Origin of the sequence: Bacillus sp. ISL-18, assembly GCF_018613415.1 — a bacterium.
Taxonomy (GTDB): domain Bacteria; phylum Bacillota; class Bacilli; order Bacillales; family Cytobacillaceae; genus Neobacillus.
This window is the reverse complement of the sequence record NZ_JAGGQG010000006.1, coordinates 169,000-188,071: the sequence shown is the minus strand read 5'-3', so window position 1 is coordinate 188,071 and position 19,072 is coordinate 169,000. Positions and strand designations below refer to the sequence as shown.

At 37.6% G+C, this 19,072-nt stretch carries 16 protein-coding genes; 3 read left to right on the top strand and 13 right to left on the bottom strand.

Annotated features, from left to right (window positions below; genetic code table 11):
* Nucleotides 1-7 precede the first annotated feature (7 nt).
* From J7E81_RS10110 to pdxS, 4 genes are all read right to left on the bottom strand, one after another.
* Nucleotides 8-274 (bottom strand): XylR N-terminal domain-containing protein, encoded by a 267-nt coding sequence (locus tag J7E81_RS10110; RefSeq protein ID WP_215042065.1) that lies wholly within the window; start codon nucleotides 272-274, stop codon nucleotides 8-10.
* An 81-nt stretch (nucleotides 275-355) separates the two neighbouring features.
* Nucleotides 356-904 carry a DUF4240 domain-containing protein gene (locus J7E81_RS10105; protein WP_215042064.1) on the bottom strand — a complete coding sequence of 183 codons (549 nt, stop codon included), beginning with the start codon at nucleotides 902-904 and terminating at the stop codon, nucleotides 356-358.
* 282 nt (nucleotides 905-1,186) lie between these two features.
* On the bottom strand, nucleotides 1,187-1,762 hold the full coding sequence (pdxT, locus tag J7E81_RS10100) for a pyridoxal 5'-phosphate synthase glutaminase subunit PdxT (protein ID WP_215042063.1): 576 nt from the start codon (nucleotides 1,760-1,762) through the stop codon (nucleotides 1,187-1,189).
* 1 nt (nucleotide 1,763) lies between these two features.
* Nucleotides 1,764-2,648, bottom strand: coding sequence for a pyridoxal 5'-phosphate synthase lyase subunit PdxS (gene pdxS / locus J7E81_RS10095; RefSeq protein ID WP_215042062.1), 885 nt, complete (start codon nucleotides 2,646-2,648; stop codon nucleotides 1,764-1,766).
* 105 nt (nucleotides 2,649-2,753) lie between these two features.
* Here pdxS and pdxR point away from each other — a divergent pair, with 105 nt between their 5' ends.
* A complete protein-coding gene (gene pdxR / locus J7E81_RS10090) occupies nucleotides 2,754-4,160 on the top strand; it encodes a MocR-like pyridoxine biosynthesis transcription factor PdxR (RefSeq protein ID WP_215042061.1) in 1,407 nt (468 codons plus the stop codon).
* A 718-nt stretch (nucleotides 4,161-4,878) separates the two neighbouring features.
* On the opposite strand, the gene J7E81_RS10085 is transcribed toward pdxR, so the two are convergent.
* The 6 genes from J7E81_RS10085 to J7E81_RS10060 are packed head-to-tail and all read right to left on the bottom strand — an operon-like array spanning nucleotide 4,879 to nucleotide 10,950.
* Nucleotides 4,879-6,204, bottom strand: coding sequence for a GntT/GntP/DsdX family permease (locus J7E81_RS10085; protein WP_215042060.1), 1,326 nt, complete (start codon nucleotides 6,202-6,204; stop codon nucleotides 4,879-4,881).
* Between the two features lie 52 nt (nucleotides 6,205-6,256).
* The gene (locus J7E81_RS10080; RefSeq protein ID WP_215042059.1) at nucleotides 6,257-6,979 is read right to left on the bottom strand and encodes a GntR family transcriptional regulator; all 723 of its coding nucleotides are present in this window, start codon (nucleotides 6,977-6,979) and stop codon (nucleotides 6,257-6,259) included.
* A 22-nt stretch (nucleotides 6,980-7,001) separates the two neighbouring features.
* On the bottom strand, nucleotides 7,002-8,015 hold the full coding sequence (locus tag J7E81_RS10075; protein WP_215042058.1) for a sugar kinase: 1,014 nt from the start codon (nucleotides 8,013-8,015) through the stop codon (nucleotides 7,002-7,004).
* On the bottom strand, nucleotides 8,008-8,763 hold the full coding sequence (dagF, locus tag J7E81_RS10070) for a 2-dehydro-3-deoxy-phosphogluconate aldolase (RefSeq protein WP_215042057.1): 756 nt from the start codon (nucleotides 8,761-8,763) through the stop codon (nucleotides 8,008-8,010). Before dagF ends, J7E81_RS10075 begins: the two co-directional genes overlap by 8 nt.
* Nucleotides 8,760-9,869 carry a DgaE family pyridoxal phosphate-dependent ammonia lyase gene (locus J7E81_RS10065; RefSeq protein ID WP_215042056.1) on the bottom strand — a complete coding sequence of 370 codons (1,110 nt, stop codon included), beginning with the start codon at nucleotides 9,867-9,869 and terminating at the stop codon, nucleotides 8,760-8,762. Before J7E81_RS10065 ends, dagF begins: the two co-directional genes overlap by 4 nt.
* Complete coding sequence (locus J7E81_RS10060) at nucleotides 9,847-10,950, bottom strand: amidohydrolase/deacetylase family metallohydrolase (RefSeq protein ID WP_215042055.1); 1,104 nt, start codon at nucleotides 10,948-10,950, stop codon at nucleotides 9,847-9,849. Before J7E81_RS10060 ends, J7E81_RS10065 begins: the two co-directional genes overlap by 23 nt.
* Nucleotides 10,951-12,464: 1,514 nt before the next feature.
* Here J7E81_RS10060 and J7E81_RS10055 point away from each other — a divergent pair.
* Nucleotides 12,465-13,412, top strand: coding sequence for a DNA-directed RNA polymerase subunit alpha (locus J7E81_RS10055; protein ID WP_215042054.1), 948 nt, complete (start codon nucleotides 12,465-12,467; stop codon nucleotides 13,410-13,412).
* A gap of 220 nt (nucleotides 13,413-13,632) precedes the next feature.
* On the opposite strand, the gene J7E81_RS10050 is transcribed toward J7E81_RS10055, so the two are convergent.
* Both J7E81_RS10050 and J7E81_RS10045 read right to left on the bottom strand, forming a co-directional pair.
* A complete protein-coding gene (locus J7E81_RS10050) occupies nucleotides 13,633-14,514 on the bottom strand; it encodes an IS3 family transposase (protein ID WP_215042053.1) in 882 nt (293 codons plus the stop codon).
* A gap of 283 nt (nucleotides 14,515-14,797) precedes the next feature.
* Nucleotides 14,798-15,346 (bottom strand): PadR family transcriptional regulator, encoded by a 549-nt coding sequence (locus J7E81_RS10045; protein ID WP_215042052.1) that lies wholly within the window; start codon nucleotides 15,344-15,346, stop codon nucleotides 14,798-14,800.
* 240 nt (nucleotides 15,347-15,586) lie between these two features.
* Here J7E81_RS10045 and J7E81_RS10040 point away from each other — a divergent pair, with 240 nt between their 5' ends.
* Nucleotides 15,587-16,819, top strand: coding sequence for a cytochrome P450 (locus tag J7E81_RS10040; RefSeq protein ID WP_215042051.1), 1,233 nt, complete (start codon nucleotides 15,587-15,589; stop codon nucleotides 16,817-16,819).
* 628 nt (nucleotides 16,820-17,447) lie between these two features.
* Here J7E81_RS10040 and garD read toward each other — a convergent pair.
* A complete protein-coding gene (gene garD, locus J7E81_RS10035) occupies nucleotides 17,448-18,962 on the bottom strand; it encodes a galactarate dehydratase (RefSeq protein WP_215042050.1) in 1,515 nt (504 codons plus the stop codon).
* Nucleotides 18,963-19,072: the final 110 nt, after the last annotated feature.

Below are 19,072 nucleotides of genomic sequence, written 5' to 3'. Positions count from 1 at the left end.
ACTCGATCTAAATAACCATGAAACATATGTAATTTAGGGCCAGAAAACACCAAAATCCATCGTCCCATTGCAGCGACATGGCCTTTTCGGCATCGCTCACCCCACAATGCCAGCCATAGCGGATAAAGACACCCCTTGTCCGTTCAATGCCAATGATGTGAATGAGTTCATTTTTCAAATTTGTTCTTGCTTTAATAGGGATGGTAATCATTCGTTCATAAAATTCATTTAGAACTGTTTCTTTGGGCAATTCAAAAGTATTTTTTATGTGCATTTGTTTCAAATCATTGTTTTACTCAACCCCTTAATCTTTACTCAAACAGGACAAATGAACCATTTCACATACCACGATCTATTAACCTAGTGGTTCTTCTCCAAATCTTTCCCATAGAATAGGAAATAAATCTTCTAGATCATCTTCCTCCCAATCAAATTCTATATCAGGGCTAGGCTGCAACCCTTTTTTCTCAAGAGCTTCTAATAGCTCATCATATATATTGTCATCCCATTCCATTTCACCCGTCTTTATCAGGGTATATGCATCTAATCCAACCGAAAGCAATTCTTCATTTTGCGGATATCCTTCATCATCAAGGTTATCCTCACTTATGTACGCTGCTAAGAATTCAGGATCTTCCATAACCTTATTAAATATCTCTTCTCCCTGTCCAATCAGCCATCCCCGAAAATAATCAAAGGCATCGTCAGAACAGCCTCCCATCAAAACAAATGCCGCTCCCCATAAACGAGATTTATAACTGGCGTTCATTAATTGTTGTAATAAAAATTCAAAATCTAAAACTTCTTCTAATCCTTTTTGTGCTAGTACATCGGTTAACCATTCCGCCTGATCTTCACATTCCCTGGACTCTTCTATTAAGCTCCAAAATTCTTTCTGTTCCACTATATCCACCCTTTTCTTAAAGAATTTTTACCATTATATATAAAATTCGACCAAAAATAAGAGCTTCCTTCTTTAAGTTGTCTTCTAGTTAGTTCAAATACAAAAAAGATTGCCGAAGCAATTATTTCTTATACATAAAAAAGCATTTAATCCTGCTATTCTTTTCTAGAAATAAAAAGGCAGTCTTGGTACCACTGACCAAGACTGCCTATATCTCTTTTATTAATATTAAGAGAAATTAAAAACATCAAATAAATATTATTTACATTTCATTCAAGGCTTTTAATTGTGCTCCCGTACCATTTCAATAAAATATTTCATGATCCGGTTATCTTCTGTTAGTTCTGGATGAAAGGAACAACCTAAAAATTGACCATCGCGTGCTAGAACGATGCGATCTTCATGTTTGGCGAGAATTTCAACAGTTTCACCTGTTGCTACGATATGCGGGGCCCGAATAAAAACAGCGGGAATGTCTTCCCCTATTTCTCGGGTGGACAGTTCTACTTCAAAACTATCAACTTGGCGTCCAAAAGAATTCCGTTCAACCACGACATCCATTAATCCCAGATGAGGCGTGTCAGATCCGGCGATTTCTTTTGCCAATAAAATCAGACCCGCACATGTTCCAAACATCGGAATTCCTTTAAGGGCTAAAGCACGAATGGGCTCAAGCATTTCATAACGGTCCAGCAGTTTACGCATTGTTGTACTTTCCCCGCCAGGTAATACAAGTCCATTAAGTTCATTTAAATTTTCAACTGATTTAACCGGAATGGCCACACAACCAAGTTCTTCAATTTGTCTGATGTGCTCTCTGACTGCACCTTGTAATGCAAGTATCCCAATTTTCAGCATATTACCAACCACGTTCCTGCATACGTTCACTTGCATTTAGCGTTGAAATATCAATACCTTTCATCGGTGTCCCCAGCTCTTTTGAAATTTCAGCAATTAGTTTATAGTCCTGATAGTGCGTCGTTGCTTCTACAATGGCACGTGCGAACTTTTCTGGGTTCTCAGATTTGAAAATACCTGATCCAACAAATACACCATCTGCTCCAAGTTCCATCATTAAAGCGGCATCTGCAGGTGTTGCCACCCCACCAGCAGCAAAATTGACAACTGGTAAACGCCCTAATTTTTTGATTTCTAATAATAATTCAAATGGTGCACCTAAAATTTTTGCTTCTGTCATTAATTCATCTGCGCTCATACCAACAACGCGTCTTACCTGTGAATTAACTTTACGAATATGACGAACAGCTTCGACAATATTTCCTGTTCCCGGTTCACCTTTCGTACGTAACATGGAAGCTCCTTCTCCAATACGACGAGCAGCTTCCCCTAAATCGCGGCATCCACAGACAAAAGGTACGGTGTAGTCGCTTTTTAATAAATGGAATTCCTCATCAGCAGGTGTTAATACTTCACTTTCATCTATATAATCAACGCCCATTGATTCTAAAACACGTGCTTCGACAATATGACCAATACGTGCTTTTGCCATTACTGGAATGGTTACAGCATTCAATACTTCCTCTACAATCCGAGGATCTGCCATACGAGCTACACCACCAGCTTTTCGAATATCGGATGGTACCCGCTCTAACGCCATAACAGCAACTGCACCTGCAGCCTCTGCTATTTTTGCCTGCTCGGCATTAATGACGTCCATAATCACGCCGCCTTTTTGCATTTCCGCCATGCCTCGTTTTACTCTTTCCGTTCCTACCTGTTTCATCAAAAAAACCTCCATTCCTTTAATGATTACTAGTATAATAGAAATTGACTTTGTGAAAAGGTTCAATTTTTTAAAAATTTATGTGGTCAGTTGGAGGAATTACAGATGGACATGCTGATGTTTACATTGGATAAAAATACAGCCAAACCATTGTATGAACAGCTTTATATCGGAATCAAAGACGCCATTATCGATAAACAAATTGAAGTCGGGACTAAATTGCCTTCAAAAAAAAAATTAGCCGACTTTTTAAATATCAGCCAAACCACCATTGAGATTGCCTATGCACAGCTGATGGCGGAAGGCTATGTTGGTTCCAAACCCCGGATTGGATTTTTTGTTGAAGAGATTGATGAATTACCTTATCTTGAAAAAGAGTCGCTAACCATACCTGTTGAAACGGCAAAGAATAAAACCTATCAATTTGACTTTCATCCAGGAAAAATCGATACCGATTCATTCCCGTTTTCAATCTGGCGAAAATATGCCAAAAACTTATATGATCAAAGTTCAAAAGAGTTGTTGCAAATTGGGGACGCGCAAGGAGAATTCGCATTAAGAGCGGAAATTTCTAATTATCTCTATCAATCTAGAGGGATTGCCTGCAAGCCAGAACAGATTGTCATCGGCTCAGGAACGGAACAACTGCTGCCTATGATCCTCCGATTACTGGGAGATGATTCAAAATTTGCCCTTGAAAACCCCGGCTATTCAGCCATCCCAAGAATCCAATTGGAAAATAGAGCCCTGCCCATTCCGGTGGATGATGATGGTTTAATGGTGGATGAGCTTGAAAGGACAAATGCCAATATTGTTTACATTACACCCTCCCACCAATTCCCTACGGGTGCGGTTCTATCCGCTACAAGAAGAACGCAGCTATTAAACTGGGCGGCAAAAGGTGAAGATCGTTATATTATTGAAGACGATTACGATAGTGAGTTTCGCTATAAAGGGAAACCCATTCCCGCCCTACAAGGGATGGACCAAAATAATAAAGTGATTTATCTCAGCACGTTTACCAAATCGTTAATGCCTTCACTGCGTGTTGCTTATTTTGTATTGCCACTGCCCTTGCTAGCAAAGTACAAACAGTCGTTCAATTTTTACTCCGCAACCGTACCGAGATTTGATCAACATCTTTTAGCTGACTTTATGAGGGATGGTTATTTTTCCAAACACTTAAACCGGATGCGGAAAATTTATCGAAAAAAACACGAAAAATTAACCGAGGTATTTGAAACGTATTATCCGCTTGTCTCCATCACTGGTGACAAAGCCGGAATGCACATTTTAATTTCTGTTCCCCTGGCAAAGAGTGAAGGTGAGTTAAAAGAGATAGCGGAAAAAAACAAGATTGCTATTTATCCGGCAAGCGATTATCTATTAAATCCAATTGAATGGAAATTTCCAACATTTCTATTGGGCTTTGGCGGGATTCCATTGGATCAGATTGAAGAAGGGGTTCACCAATTAATGAAATGTTGGGGAATTTCAACATCATTAAGGTGATTAATATTTCTTAATTTGCAGGGACTCGAAGGGATTTCGTCCTTTGTACCATTCTTCTAGGTTTATTGCTAAAAGGAAGAAGTAACTTTAGAAAGAAAAATAGTGTAAAATGAATAAGCCGAATCTCTATCCAGATCTTTGGAGTGAGATTCGGCGTTATGATTGAAAAGAATATATACATCTTTTGTGATTAGGATGCTTCTTCAAACTGACTGTTGTACAACTCTACATAGAAATCATTTTGTTTCAACAGTTCTTCATGGGTACCTGTTTCGATGATGTCGCCATCCTTCATGACCAGTATGGGTTTTTTAGTGTAATAGTTGGTTTAAAAACGATGAGCTAACGACTAATTAGAATTCTATTTTTTCACTAAATTACAAAAGATTTTAATGGTAACACAAGCAAAAAGATCTCTTCAGCGATCTCATTTTTTTACTCATGCTCACAATTAGTTTAGGCACAACCTTCACAAACTGAAATATGAACAACAACAGAAAATATTTCTAGATATAGCATTTCACAGGATTTAAACCGATTTTAGAAGACGATTAAAGCTTTAATCCATTTTCATATTATTTTTACAGGTTTGTTTATTAACCACAAATTAAAGAATGTAAGTCACGTGGATAATAAGATAGACTCTCCAACTTTAGGGCACCCTCTTAAATGGTGATTCACAAAGCTATTGCTCAACTCTTGGTCAATGGTACTATCCTTAAACAAATACATCTAATAGTAGAGTTAAAGCAAATGCTACAAAGGAAAGAATTGTCTCCATAACTGTCCATGTTTTGAATGTTTCTTTTACAGTCAAACCTAGATATTCTTTTACTAACCAGAAACCAGCATCATTCACATGGGAAAACATTAATGAACCTGCTCCAGTTGCAATAACTAATAATTCTAAATTAACACCAGACATATGAGCCACTACTGGAGAAACAATACCAGCTGCGGTGGTTAACGCAACGGTTGCTGAACCAGTAGCGATTCGGATTAAGCCTGCTACAAGGAAGGCAAGGACTATTGGGGATAATGACATTTGCTCTGACATTGTTGCAATAGCGTTACCTACACCGCTTTCAATTAGAATCTGCTTAAACCCTCCGCCTGCACCAATAATAAGAATGATCGAAGCTAGTGGCAATAAACATTCTTCTGTTAATTTTTTGATTAAAGTTTTGTCCATTCCCTGGCGGTAGCCTAAGAAAAAATAGGCTGCAAAACAAGAGATTAATAGGGCAATAACCGGACTCCCAATGAGTACTAAGAATTTTCCAATAACATTAGGTAGAGATAGATATGGAGCGATTACCGTTAACAACATTAATAAAACAGGTAGTAAAATAATGAAAAATGAAACCCCAGTGCTTGGTAATCCGCTTGACTTTGTAACCACGCGGATTAATTCTGGTTCACCAACAGGTATCACCCTTTTTTGAACCCATTTTGAAAATATAGGTCCAGCAATAATGGCTGTTGGAAAAGCAATAATTAATGAGTAAAGAAGGACATGTCCTAGGTTTGCATTATAAATGCCGATCGCCGTCATTGCTCCAGGATGAGGTGGAACTAATCCATGTACAATGGATAATCCAGCTAGCACTGGAATACCAATTAATAAGATATTTTGTTTAGTAGACTTACGAATAGAAATAACCAGAGGCAGTAAGATTACTAGACCCACTTCAAAAAATACAGGAATTCCAATTATAAATCCGGAAAGGAGCATTGCCCATGGCAGTTTATTTACACCGAATTTTTTGATAAAGAAATCAGCCACTTGCATCCCTGCACCTGAGTCAGACATCATCTTACCTAATATCGTACCCAAAGCTAAAATCCCTACAAGATGTCCGAGGACAGCACCAACGCCGGTTTCATAGGCACCGACAATCTTGTCCATTGGTACTCCCGAAAAAACAGCTAGAAATAGGCCGGCTACAGTTAAACTGATAAAGGCGTGCCATTTCCACCACGATACTCCTAAAATAACGATAACAATTGCTAAAACGGTAATTCCTATTAAATATAAACTCATTTTTCCCACCCTCTCCTTAGAATCCGCTTACATTTTTTACAAAGAAATGGTATTATTGTTTGGAGTCATTATAGGTCACAATATAGTTTTGTTTAGCTGTATTATAGTAACCTTCGCTATACTCCAGAACATTTCCCTCTTCATCACTGGATCGACGAATTCTTTTTAACACTGTTGTTTCTTTCTCTAAATTTAATCTTTCACTAACATAACTCGGTGCAAGCGAAACAGAGAACTCATCTCGAAATGATTCAAGCCTAATGTTATTTTCTTCTAAAAAACGGTACAAAGATCCAATATGAACATCTTTTACCTCTCCATCACTCATGTTCAATAAAATATAATGAGTGAAATGAATATACGGCTCATTGTTTAATAAGTAGATTCGTTCAATTTGAATACAATTGTCCCCAAACAAGGAATAGAGTTCAGATTCCGGAGACAATTCCGCCTTCCTAATACTTAACACCTTTTTAGTTATGTGGTTACCTTCCTCTACTAATATTTCCGTAAACCGCTTTCCCTTTGAAAGCTTGGTAATCGAAACATTAGCAATAACCTTTGTTCCTTTACCACTTTTCTTTTCAAGATATCCTTCTTGGACAAGTTCTTTAATGGCATTTCTAATTGTAATTTTACTCACATTAAATTCTTCTTCTAACTGAGGCTCAGAGGGAATGTTTGTATGAATCGCATAAACCCCATGTAAAATACGATCCTTTAATATTTCTTTTATTTGTAAATACAAGGGGCCTTTTTTTTGAATCATATTCATTCCGTATCTCCTACCTTTATCTTTATCGCTTTATATCATCAATGCTTCCCGCCATGGCTAATAATATCTCAGCTTCCGTCGACATTGGGGTATCCCCTACAATAGTACAAGCAAGCATTCCCGCTGCGGCGGCAAAACCAACTGTTTTCTCAGGTGAAAATCCAGCCAATTCGCCATGCAAGAGCCCGCTAGTATAGGCATCACCCGCTCCAATTCTATCATAAACGGAAAAAGAAATATTTTCTGAGAAGTGAAACTCCCCATCTTTATACATGTAGCCGCGTAAGGAATGGGTATTATCTCTGTTTATCCCTCGGTGCGTTCCCGCGACCGTTTGAATATCAAAATGTTTTGCAACCTTAGGAATGAGGTCTTTAAGCTGTTCCTCTCGTGTAACTTCCGCTGTCTCCATTTCTAAAATATACATCGCATCTTTTTCATTCATCATGACTATGTTAGCCAGCGCCAGCATGTCTTCATAGTGAGGTTTTGCTTGCACGTAACCTCCCTCCCATAAGGAAGGACGGTAATTACAATCGAAACAAACCAATCCGCCTTTTTCTTTTACCTTTTTGGCAAGTGCCTTCATACTATAGCGGACCTCATCGGTCATTGCAAGAGTAATTCCACAAAAATGAATGATATCTGCTTGTTCAGCAATCAAATCCAGATTATAATCCGTAAATGAAGACGTGTTAAAAGAGCTTTCCAGACGATTAGTATAGGTCACGCGACTTGCCCGTTGTCCAAAACCATTTTCTAAAAAATATAATCCTAGATATTTGCCACCTCTAGTAATGAAACTCCGATTGATTCCCAATCGTTGTAAGAAAGCAACTGCTGCATCACCTAAAGGATTCTCTGGTAATTTAGTAACAAGGTATCCATCGTAGCCAAGCTTGTTCATCGCAGAAACAACATTTACTCCCGTGCCTGAAAAAGAGTATTGTAATGTGTTAGCCTGAGTAAGTAATTCGTAACCCGGCACCTGCATACGCATCATTACTTCCCCGAAAGCAACAATCTGTTTAGGCATGTTTTTCAACCAATTTTTTGGTAATTGCTAATAATGTCCTCACATCATCCGGATTTGTTTTTCCAGTCTCTTTATTAATAATAGAAGAATAAACGTGAGGAATAATTTTAGGCACTTTTGCTTCCAATGCGATTTCTAAAATAGTCTCAAAATTATCTAAATCAATGCCTCCAGTTGGCTCTAATGCAAACCCTTCTTCACCACAGGCTTTGGCAACGGCACGGAACTCTTCTTCATGCTTTAAGCCTTTCATTGGGAAGTATTTCAATGCATTTCCTCCCATATCTCGTACTAACGCAATTGCAGCTTTGATTGGAACAATAGCTGTTTCACTAGCTGCAGCACTTACAGGACCAGTAGAAATATTTACGTAACCCTCTTTTCCTGTGGGTGATACAAGGGAATTGATCCAGCTATCTTTCTCTCCTAAATTGGCACGTGTTGCGCCTACTGCAGGAAACACCTGATTTATATGGCTTCCTGGGTAGTATTTTGCGATTTCTGCTACCACTGCAGCTTGTTTATTATCACCAGCACCGAGACCAATAGAAACCGCTTCATCGATCGCTGCCCCATATTCCTTCATGGCTGTAACAGCATCATCTACAGTTGGATAATCCTTTGAAAGTATCCCAACTAATACATGTCCTTCAGCAGCTTCAAAAACCTCAACTGCATTTTCAATGCTATTAGCTAGAACATTCAATGCGACACGATTTTGATAAAAACGTTTTTCTATGATTGTCATATTTCTCTTCCTCCTAAAATCGCTTTTAATGTAGCTTCAATCACGTAGATGTCATCGCCTTGCAATGGACGTGGATCAATATCGAAAAAGCCCTGTCGAATTCCGTAATCACGGGTATAAATTGCAATTTCACCATTTTTTAGTTTGTCGTTTACTTCCTTCGCTGTTGTCTTCGTAACAGCAGGATCAATCTGAATACGTGCTCTGAAAATAGCGCGTCCAGCTTCATCTTGTACAATCTGTACTTTTACACCGTGAATCGACTCAAGAGATTTGAGAACTTGCAGACTTGCTTTTTCCTTTTCACTATTGTCAGTTTTGACAAAATACTCATCTAACGCCTGCAATAGTCCAAAGGTTGTTTCTTTACCGACTTTCATGCTTCTGCCGATACAGTGCAGTTGAACCTTTACCCATTCGATATATTTTTCTTTCCCGGCTACAATACCAGAAGTAGGACCTTCAATTGCTTTCGAACCGCTGTAAATCGCTAAATCCGAAACTTGTACATATTTTTTTAAATCCTCTTCTGCAGCCGCATCGACTATCAATGGAACATGATTCGCTTTAGCCACTTCCCAGGCTTCTTCAACCGAAATCATATTTTTTTGAACAGCATGATGGGATTTGACGTAAAGGAAAGCCGCTGTATTCTCGGTTATAGCATCAGCAATATGTTCCGCTTTCCCCTCATTTGCATAACCAACCTCCACTAATTTCCCTCCGCCAAGGAAAATCATCGTTTCGACCGGTGCTCCGTATTGTACGTTATGGCCCTTTAGCATAATGATTTCATTTTTTTGAATCAGTTCTTGGTGAAGTCGTTCGCTTTTTCGTCGGTTTCCTTCGGTAACAATCGCCGCTACAGAAAGGGCAATTCCACTTGATGCCGAGTTGACAACCACTGCCGATTCAGATTGAAGCAATCCAGCAATATGTTGTCCTGCTTTATCGACTAAATCAGAGATTTCAACGTAATTTTGCCCGCCAATTTTCATGGCTTCCATAACAGTGTCCGTTGGAGCGGAAACACCTAGTATACTCATCCTGCCACTTGCATTGATGACCCTCTTCAAACCATATTTAGCATTCAATGTATTCTCCATTAATCACCACTCCTTTTACAACAATCTTTTGATCTGTTTTTCGCTCTTCTCCCTCAGAATCCAGTAAAGAAATCGCTTCATCCTCAACAGTGAACAATGTGAGGTTCGCTGTATCCCCTGTCGCGATCCTTCCTAAAGCTGGTTTATTCAACCACTTTGCTGCATTAACTGTAACGGCATCAATGACCTCTTCTAGGGAATAACCTAAATACAAAAATTTTGATAAGACATTGGCCATACTATAAACAGGACCGTTTAAACGATTTTTACGATAGATATCCGTACTAATCGTATCAAAGTGAATACCATACTTTTTCGCTTGTATTGCCGTTTGGAAAGAAAAGCTTGCATTCCCGTGGCCAACATCCAAATGGACTCCCCGTTTAATTGCATTCAGAAATTTAGGAAGAGGTTTTCCATTCTCATTAAATAAATTATTGGCTTTCCCATTTAAGTAATGAGTTATGATGTCCTTTTTCTCAAGCAAATCAAGGACATCGCTAATATCCGGTGGCCCCGAACCGATATGAACCATTAGCGGTAAATCGGTGTCCTTAGAAAATTTGCGAGCTATTTTTAATGGTTCTACTCCATTTGAACCGACCACGCTTTTGCTAATCCTTGCTTTCAGTCCAACGATAAAATCCTTGTGTTCCGCAATGGCCCTTTTCAGTGCATCTTCATCAAGCCAAGAAAGATCGGATAACTCATCAATTCGGCTTAGGCCAATTCGTGCGATATTTACAAAAGCGAACACATTTGTTTTTGACTTTTTACAGCTGCTTACCAAGTCAGGCAAACGATCGGCGCCCGTACTGCCAGCATCAATAATCGTTGTTACCCCGGTCTTATAGCCAATCTCATCCACATCATCCCCATATGGATCAAATTCTGGAAAGGCATGGACATGCATATCAATCCAGCCACTGGAAACAAATACCTTATGCTTATAGTTGACTATTTTGTCACCGCATCCAGTTCCAGCCGAAACAATGTCTACAATTTTTCTATTTTCTACAATAATATCTACAGAATTTCCATCCACCATCTTTACATTCTGTAGTACGAAACGATCTTTCATTTCCCTCATCCTTTTCAGTAGACCTTATAAAATGGGTACTAGTATGCGTTTACATCTACTTCTTTGTTTTTTCTACAAGAATAAGGTTACCACTTATTTTAAGGTCAGTCAATATAACGTTATAATGTTTAATTCTTTTTTTATCCTTCTATCAAAATTTAAATTTATAAATGATTACTCCCCCTAATACTCTCTAAATTTTTCATTCGTCTTTAACAACATTAGTTTCACTATTTAACATCTATGTATTTCTTAGTCTTACCTTGGTTTGTCCCTGGAGCTATGAATAGCTATGCCTTCTTTTTGCCTCTCCAATATCATTTCCCTTTATCATTCTGGCTACTGATAAAAGTATGTTTCTGAATAGTTTTAAGGGGCTGTATAATACTAATGCAATTACGGCTAGAAGGAAATGAAGTGTGTCAAAGTTAATTGGGTCTAACAAACCTGGAGCGCTAACGGAAGTAGAGGAAATAAAAAGCCTTTTCAACATTACAGAAAAACAACTTATATGTTACTATATAATTTAATAATGACATATGAATTGAAATATATTTTAATTCATATTTTAAAACATAGATGAAATTTTTAATTAATTTTTATTTGGTTAATTCACGACTTACCAAATAGCATTGGTAGCAAGTAATACGGCAGGTTTGTATTCAATGATCTTCTATGCATAATGCTGCGAATGGAGCAGGCTAACTCCTCACCCGGGCTATCCTTCAATAATAAATATCTTTCATCATCTTTTAATGCACGTTGAAAATAACCAGTGCTTGCTAAGGTGGGATATAATGATTACTCTGCATCCCCGTCTTTTAGACATATCTATATCCATGAAACAAACTTCCGGTTGTAATTAGTGAACAAGAGTAAGTTCCTCTTCTCCATCCCTCATCTGCTCCACGACATCCTTATCATTTTCCAAATTCAGTAGGGAACTAATTCCTCGAACAACTTTTCCAAATCCTCTGCAATTACAATTCGAATCTTTTAAGGTTCAAGCTCGTTTATCGGGCGGCTACTATTAAACAAAGATTCACCTTATATTTATTATGGATTATTAAGGGGTGTCAACCATAGATGGTGAAGTTATAGTTCAGTGTAACTTGAACGGAATTACTATTTCTAGTTAAAGATTTGAAGTCTTTAAAGCCCATGAAATTCTAGTTTTCCTCATCCCATAGGGTGAAACGGAGTGACCGCTAGCTTGAAGCAAGGGATATTGTTAGACGTTTTTTAAAAGAAGCTTATTATATGTAAAATTAGGTTTACCTAATGATGATATGTTTGTACGGACATTATGCTTTAACCAAACCCTTTAGAAATTCTTAAAAGATTCTCCTGAATTCGTAAATTACAAATTCCACTTTCCTGCTGCTGCCCAAGAAAATTATCGTTGAATACATTTTTTATCCGTTAAACTAGCATTCTTCATAGTACTTGGAGTATATTAACTAAAGATAATAGGTTGTTTTTGTGTTAATGAGTAAAAGGGGTGTATAATTCCGATGTTAAAAATTGAAGTACCAAGAATTGAAAAGGTTATGATTAGTGAGAATGGCAAGTATGGAAAGTTTGTCGTTGAACCACTCATGCGAGGATTTGGAACGACACTGGGCAACTCATTACGTCGCATCCTTTTAACTTCACTCCCCGGTGCCGCTGTCACTTCCATACAAATAGATGGGGTGCAGAATGAATTTTCAACTATTGATGGGATAGAAGAAGATGTAACAACTATCATATTGAACATAAAAAAATTATCTATGAATATTCTCTCTGAAGATGAGAAAGAATTGATGATCGATGTACATAGAACCGGTACAATAACCGCTGATGATATTTCTCATGATAGTGATGTAGAGATCTTAAACCCCGATTTGCATCTTGCTACCCTTAAAGAAGATGTACATTTTAGAATGCGTCTAACTGCAAAACGTGGACATGGTTATGTTCCTGCAGAGCAAAACAAACGTGGTGACCTTCAAGAAGGAGTCATACCAATAGATTCAATCTATACACCGGTTTCACGCGCCAGTTATTTAGTTGAGAACACTCGTGTAGGTCAATTGGATAGTTTTGAAAGGTTATATTTTGAACTTTGGACAGATCGGAGTTTAGGGCCCAGCGAAGCCATTTCTGAAAGTGCAAAAATGTTTAATGAACATCTTTCTATTTTAGTAGGACTTAATCCTGAATTACAAGATAGCCAAATTATGTTGGAAAGAGAAGAAGTTTCAAAAGAAAAAGACATTCTTAACCTGACTATTGAGGATTTAGATCTTTCTGTTCGTTCTTTTAACAGTTTAAAACGCAATGGGATTAATACTATTGATGACTTAGCTAATAAGTCGGAAGAAGATATAAGAAAATTACGCAACTTAGGACAAAAATCTTTAAAAGAGATCATAGATAAATTAGAAAGTTTGGGTATAATCGTACGCAAAGATGATTAAAATCCATTATTACAATAATATATAGAAATTTTATTTAATTGATGTTGAAGTAGACTGATTTCAGCCCTTTCTGAAACACCTGTATGAATATTGTAAAAAAACGAAGACAATTAATTCAACATTTTAGGCAGTAACCCAAGGAAAAATTACTAAAATACAATGGACTCCCGAAAAGTGAAGTGCCACCCGTCAAGTAGACAGCGGAAATAAATAAAAGACACTAAGCGGCGTTAGCCCTGTATTCTAAGGGACTAAGGCCGTTTAGTCTTTTTTGTAATCGTTCATAATTATAAAATTTTATGTACTCCTCAATGTCTTTCTTCAACTCTTCAAAGGTGTTGTACCTGTTCAGATAATACTTTTCACTTTTCAATGTTCCCCAAAAAGCCTCCATTGGTCCATTATCGATACATCTTCCGATCCTTGACATACTTTGAACCATCTCTGCTTTATCAATTTTCTTTTTAAAAGTAGGAGAAGTGTATTGAAACCCTCGATCACTGTGAAGAAGGGGTTTAGCTCCTGGGTTAGCCTCCAACGCTAAATCGAAGGTTTTAAATACCAACGGATTATTATTAGAAGTGCCTAATACATAACTAACAATCGATCCGTCGTACAAATCTAATATTGCACTCAAATAAGCCTTCTGCGAGACCCCATATTTCATTTCAGTCACATCAGTTAACCATTTCTCATTTGGCTTCTCAGCGGTGAATTCTCTATTCAATATATTCTCGGCTACATGTTGTGGCGTGCTCGGCTTATATTTTTTCCTTTTACGTCGGATAACCGATTGAATGCCTGCAGCCCTCATTAGTCTATACACCCGCTTATGGTTAATATCCTTTGATAAGGTACGTCTGAGGTTCAATGTTATTCGACGATAACCATATATGCCGTCTACCTTTTTATATAGAAGCTTTATCTCCTTAAGGATTTCTTCATTAAAACGCTCATTTTCTGAAGGGGAACGGTTAATCCACTTATAATAAGCTGAACGTGAGATTCTCGCAATCTCACATAAGAGTACAATGGATAAATTCTCTGTTTCATGAAGCTCTTGGATAGCTAAATATTTGTCTGTTAACCGAATGTGGCTCATTGATGCCTCTTTAAACGCCTCCTTTCTAGTTCCTGCAACTTTTTTAAGAATGCATTTTCTGCACGAAGACGTTCATTGTCGCGCTCCAATCGCTTCATTTCTCTCTGTATTTAATTAACTCATGTTTTTCTTGTGCAGAATAAGCACTTTTGGCCATAAAAAAACCCCCAATAAAGTAAAACAGATTTTTATTATTTCATCTGTCTACTTTATCGGGAGCATATCATTTAATCAGAGCCATCTTCCTAAAAAAGTTATTTTTTTATCGCTTGCTTTTCTTATTTCATTTTTCAATTCGCTTTAAAAAGGCTAAGAGTTTTTCCATCCAATAAATATTATGTTCTGATTGGCTAAATGCATGTTCACTAATAAATTGAACCGCCCTCATTTGTTTTTCATCAAGTAATTCCATTCGTTCTTTGAATTCTTCTTTATCTTTAGCCCGTTTAAATTCATCCCATTGAATCTTTTCTTTTTTTATCGTTTCCTCAAGGAACAAAGCGGCCTTGACTGGATCAATGAATTTTAATAGGTAGATGGATATATATAAATCTTCTATCTTTGAGACTTTTTTAAAGCTGTTATAAATCTCTTGCTCAAGAAAGCGTCTTCCATCCGGAGTAATCCCGTACAGGGTTTTGTTGGGACGATTGACTATCTGAATGGTTTCAACTGTTTCGATGAGTCCCCTTTTTTGTAATGATTCAAAATTATAGTAAAATTTCCCTTCGCTTATTGTTATGGGAATGACATCTAGCAATGCTTTCTTTAGTTGATAGGGGTTGCTATTTTCATTAGCCAAACTCCCGAGTATAAATAACGAAAGAGACATAAAGAAATCCCCCTTTCTTAATTAGTTCTTAACCTAATTTTAATTTTATCATAATAGCCATTATCCACCATCCCCCCATCCTCTGAATCCTTTTTTATCATACAAGTGCAATAAAGCCCATTTATCTAGTTTTCTCAGAAGATTTAAAATAAACAATTTAGTACCATTTACTCTACAAAAACTACTCTGATTAGAGTAATTTAAATTAAGTAAGATTCATTTATTAAGGAGGAAGAAATTATGAGTCAAGAAGTCATTCCAATGAATGAAATCACAAATTTCCAGTCACGTTCAGAAGAATTTTTTCCTATTAATTGGTACAAAAAAATGCTTTACAATCACCCTGTTTATTATCATGAAAAAACAAATACATGGAATGTGTTTAAATATGAACATGTTAAACAGGTGCTAAGTAACTATGAATATTTTTCAAGTGAAGGACCTAGAACCACCATCTTTGTTGGAGCGAAAGACAAACAAGAAAAATCTTCACCTATAATGAATATTACCCTTCAAGACCCTCCTCAACACCGCAAAGCACGTTCCTTGTTAGCAGCTGCTTTTACTCCGCGCAGTTTAAAGAACTGGGAGCCGCGTATTCAACAGATTGCAACTGAACTTGTGGAGGCCATACAAGAAAACTCGACGGTTAACATTGTTGAAGCCTTGGCTGCGCCGCTGCCTAGTATGGTCATAACCGATTTATTTGGCGTACCGGTACAAGACCAGCATCAATTCAAAAAATGGGTTGATATTCTTTTCCAACCTTACGACAAAGAAAGGCTGGAAGATATTGAACTGGCAAAACAAAAGGCTGCAAAAGAATATTTTCAATACCTTTATCCGATTGTCGTTCAAAAACGTTCGAACCTTTCTGAAGATATTATCTCCGATTTAATCCGTGCCGAGGTAGATGGCGAAAGATTTACGGATGAGCAGATTGTACAAACCACCATGCTGCTTTTAGGGGCCGGGGTTGAAACAACAAGTCATGCGATTGCCAATTCTTTCTATTCCTTACTTTATGATAACCAGTCTTTATATGGGGAACTAAGAGATCATATAGAATTAGTACCAAACGCGGTCGAAGAAATGCTCCGATATCGTTTTCAAATGTCAAGGAGAGATCGCACTGTTAAACAAGACAATAATTTATTAGGCACTGAATTAAAAAAAGGTGATGTAGTCATTGCGTGGATGAGTGCTTGTAATATGGATGAAGATATGTTTGATGACCCATTTTCTTTAAACATTCATCGTTCCAATAATAAAAGGCATTTGACCTTCGGAAATGGTCCACATATCTGTTTGGGTGCCCCTCTTGCACGATTAGAAATGAAGATTGTACTAGAGGCATTCTTACAGAAGTTTTCTCGTATTGAACCTGTAGAAGGGTTTCAATTAGAAGAGAATTTAACTGCTTCTGCTACGGGGCAGTCTTTAACTAACCTACCAATGAAGGTTTATAAGTAAAGATTTGAGTTCGGGAACATCTGATCACTCCGGGTTGTTCCCTTTTTTGTTTGCTTTCTTGCTCTGGGTTGTTCTTAAAGGAAGCCTAACGGACAAAATTCTCTTGGATCTTTTAGAATTGTCATATAGAGAAGCTCTAAAGGACAGTTTAGCCAAGAGATCCGATGATTTTGTACAATAGAAAGGTTCTATTAGACAGTTTAACTATGAAATTCGATGATTTTGTCTATTAGAAAGGTTCTATTAGACAGTTTAACTAGGAGAACCGATGATTTTGTCCTATGGGAAGGTTCTATCGGACAGTTAAACAAAGGCTCTTATTGACAACCGCAAACGGGAAATCATGCGGGGCTGCCCGAAATTAAGCCAAGTTCGGACAGCTCAAGCTAGAAATCTCTTAATTATTTCCGAAGTAAATTATCACATCTGCTTTCGTATAGGCAAGTTTTCGATATTGACCGAGAGTCCATTTTTAGAGACCCCAATCTGAACAACTTCTTGGGAACCGCTGTCTGACTTTAATCATTCTTGGGATATTTATACCTCTTAACAATTTCTCCATTTCAATACCTCTTTTCAAAGGAAAAAGCATTGATTCTCCGCATTACAAAATGTATACATCCTTAAATCAGGTGATTGGGGCTGGATTAAATAGAGTAAAATCATTATAGATTTCAAATTCTTCTGCAAGACTCTGTTTACGTCCGCTGGCAACATCGATAATTTCATGGAATAGCTGGGTTCCAATATCTTGAATGGTTGCATCACCTGTGGCAATTGGCCCTGCATTTACATCAATTAAATCTTGCCACATATCCTTCATATCATTTCTTGAACATACTTTAATGACTGGTGCAGTTGCTAATCCATATGGGGTTCCTCGTCCTGTCATAAACACTTGGAGCGTGATTCCACTAGATAACTGACACGAGCCACATACAAAGTCACTGGCTGGAGTGGCTGCAAAAATCAGCCCCTTTTTCGTTGGTCTTTCGCCTGGTGAAAGAACCTCTACAATCGGAGAAGTACCCGATTTAGCGATCGAACCCATTGCTTTTTCAACAATATTCGATAACCCCCCCTTTTTATTTCCAGGAGTAGGATTTGCTGAACGGTCGACTTGACCATTATTCAAGTATTGATCATACCATCTCATCTCGTCAGCTAATTTTTTTCCAACCTCTTCGTTCACACAACGCTCGGCAATGATATGAACACCATCACGAACCTCGGTTACTTCAGAAAACATAACTGTTGCACCGGCATTGACTAACAGATCGGCAGCATAACCGGCGGAAGGATTGGCTGTTACCCCAGAGAAAGCATCACTTCCTCCGCATTGTAAACCAATCGATAATTGAGAAAGTGGCAGCTCAACACGAACTCTTTCATTCAAAATTTTTAATTTGTTTTCAGCCATTTTCATTATTTCTGCCATAATTGCCTTATGACCCTTTTCGTTTTGAAACGTTACTACATTGTCTGAAGTGTTATATTCCGCATCCAATAGCATTTCTAATGTTAGTTTTTCGCATCCCAGTGAGATAATCATTGTCTCTCCACCGAAATTCGGGTGTTTGACCATGTTTTTCAACATTCGAATCGGGATTTTTGCTTCTGGGGCATTGATGGCGACACCGCATCCATAAGCATGATTGATCACGACCACATCATCTATATTTGGATACTTGGGAAGAAGTTCTTGTTTTATTCTCTTTACTGCGTTATTTAAAACACCTGTTACGCATTGAACAGTTGTAACAATTCCTAATATATTTCTTGTTCCAGCATATCCTCCGTTTTTGTTAGGATAACCCATAAACGTTCTAACTGGTGGTTCTGGCAGATTTGTAATCAAATTGGTTGCAAACTCCATCTCATCCAATGCTGGAGGTATTGGAAGTTTCATCATATGTTCATTGATCCAGTCGCCCTTTTTAATAGAATGTAAGGCATATCCTAAAATAACGCCATATCGGACGATTGGTTCGCCTTCTTCGATATGGCATAAGGCAATTTTATGCCCTTGTGGAATATCCTGGTTTACTAGAATTGCATCCATGATAATGGTACCTGCTGGAATGGCATTTACTGTAATGGCAACGTTATCATTCTCATTGATTTTAATATAACGATTTTCCACTTTGCTTCCTCCTAAACTCTTGTTCTATTCTTAAAGCCATTGTACGCTTAGGTTATATTTAAAGTAAAAGTGATTATTTTTAGAATTCTATTAGAAAAACTAAGAGTACT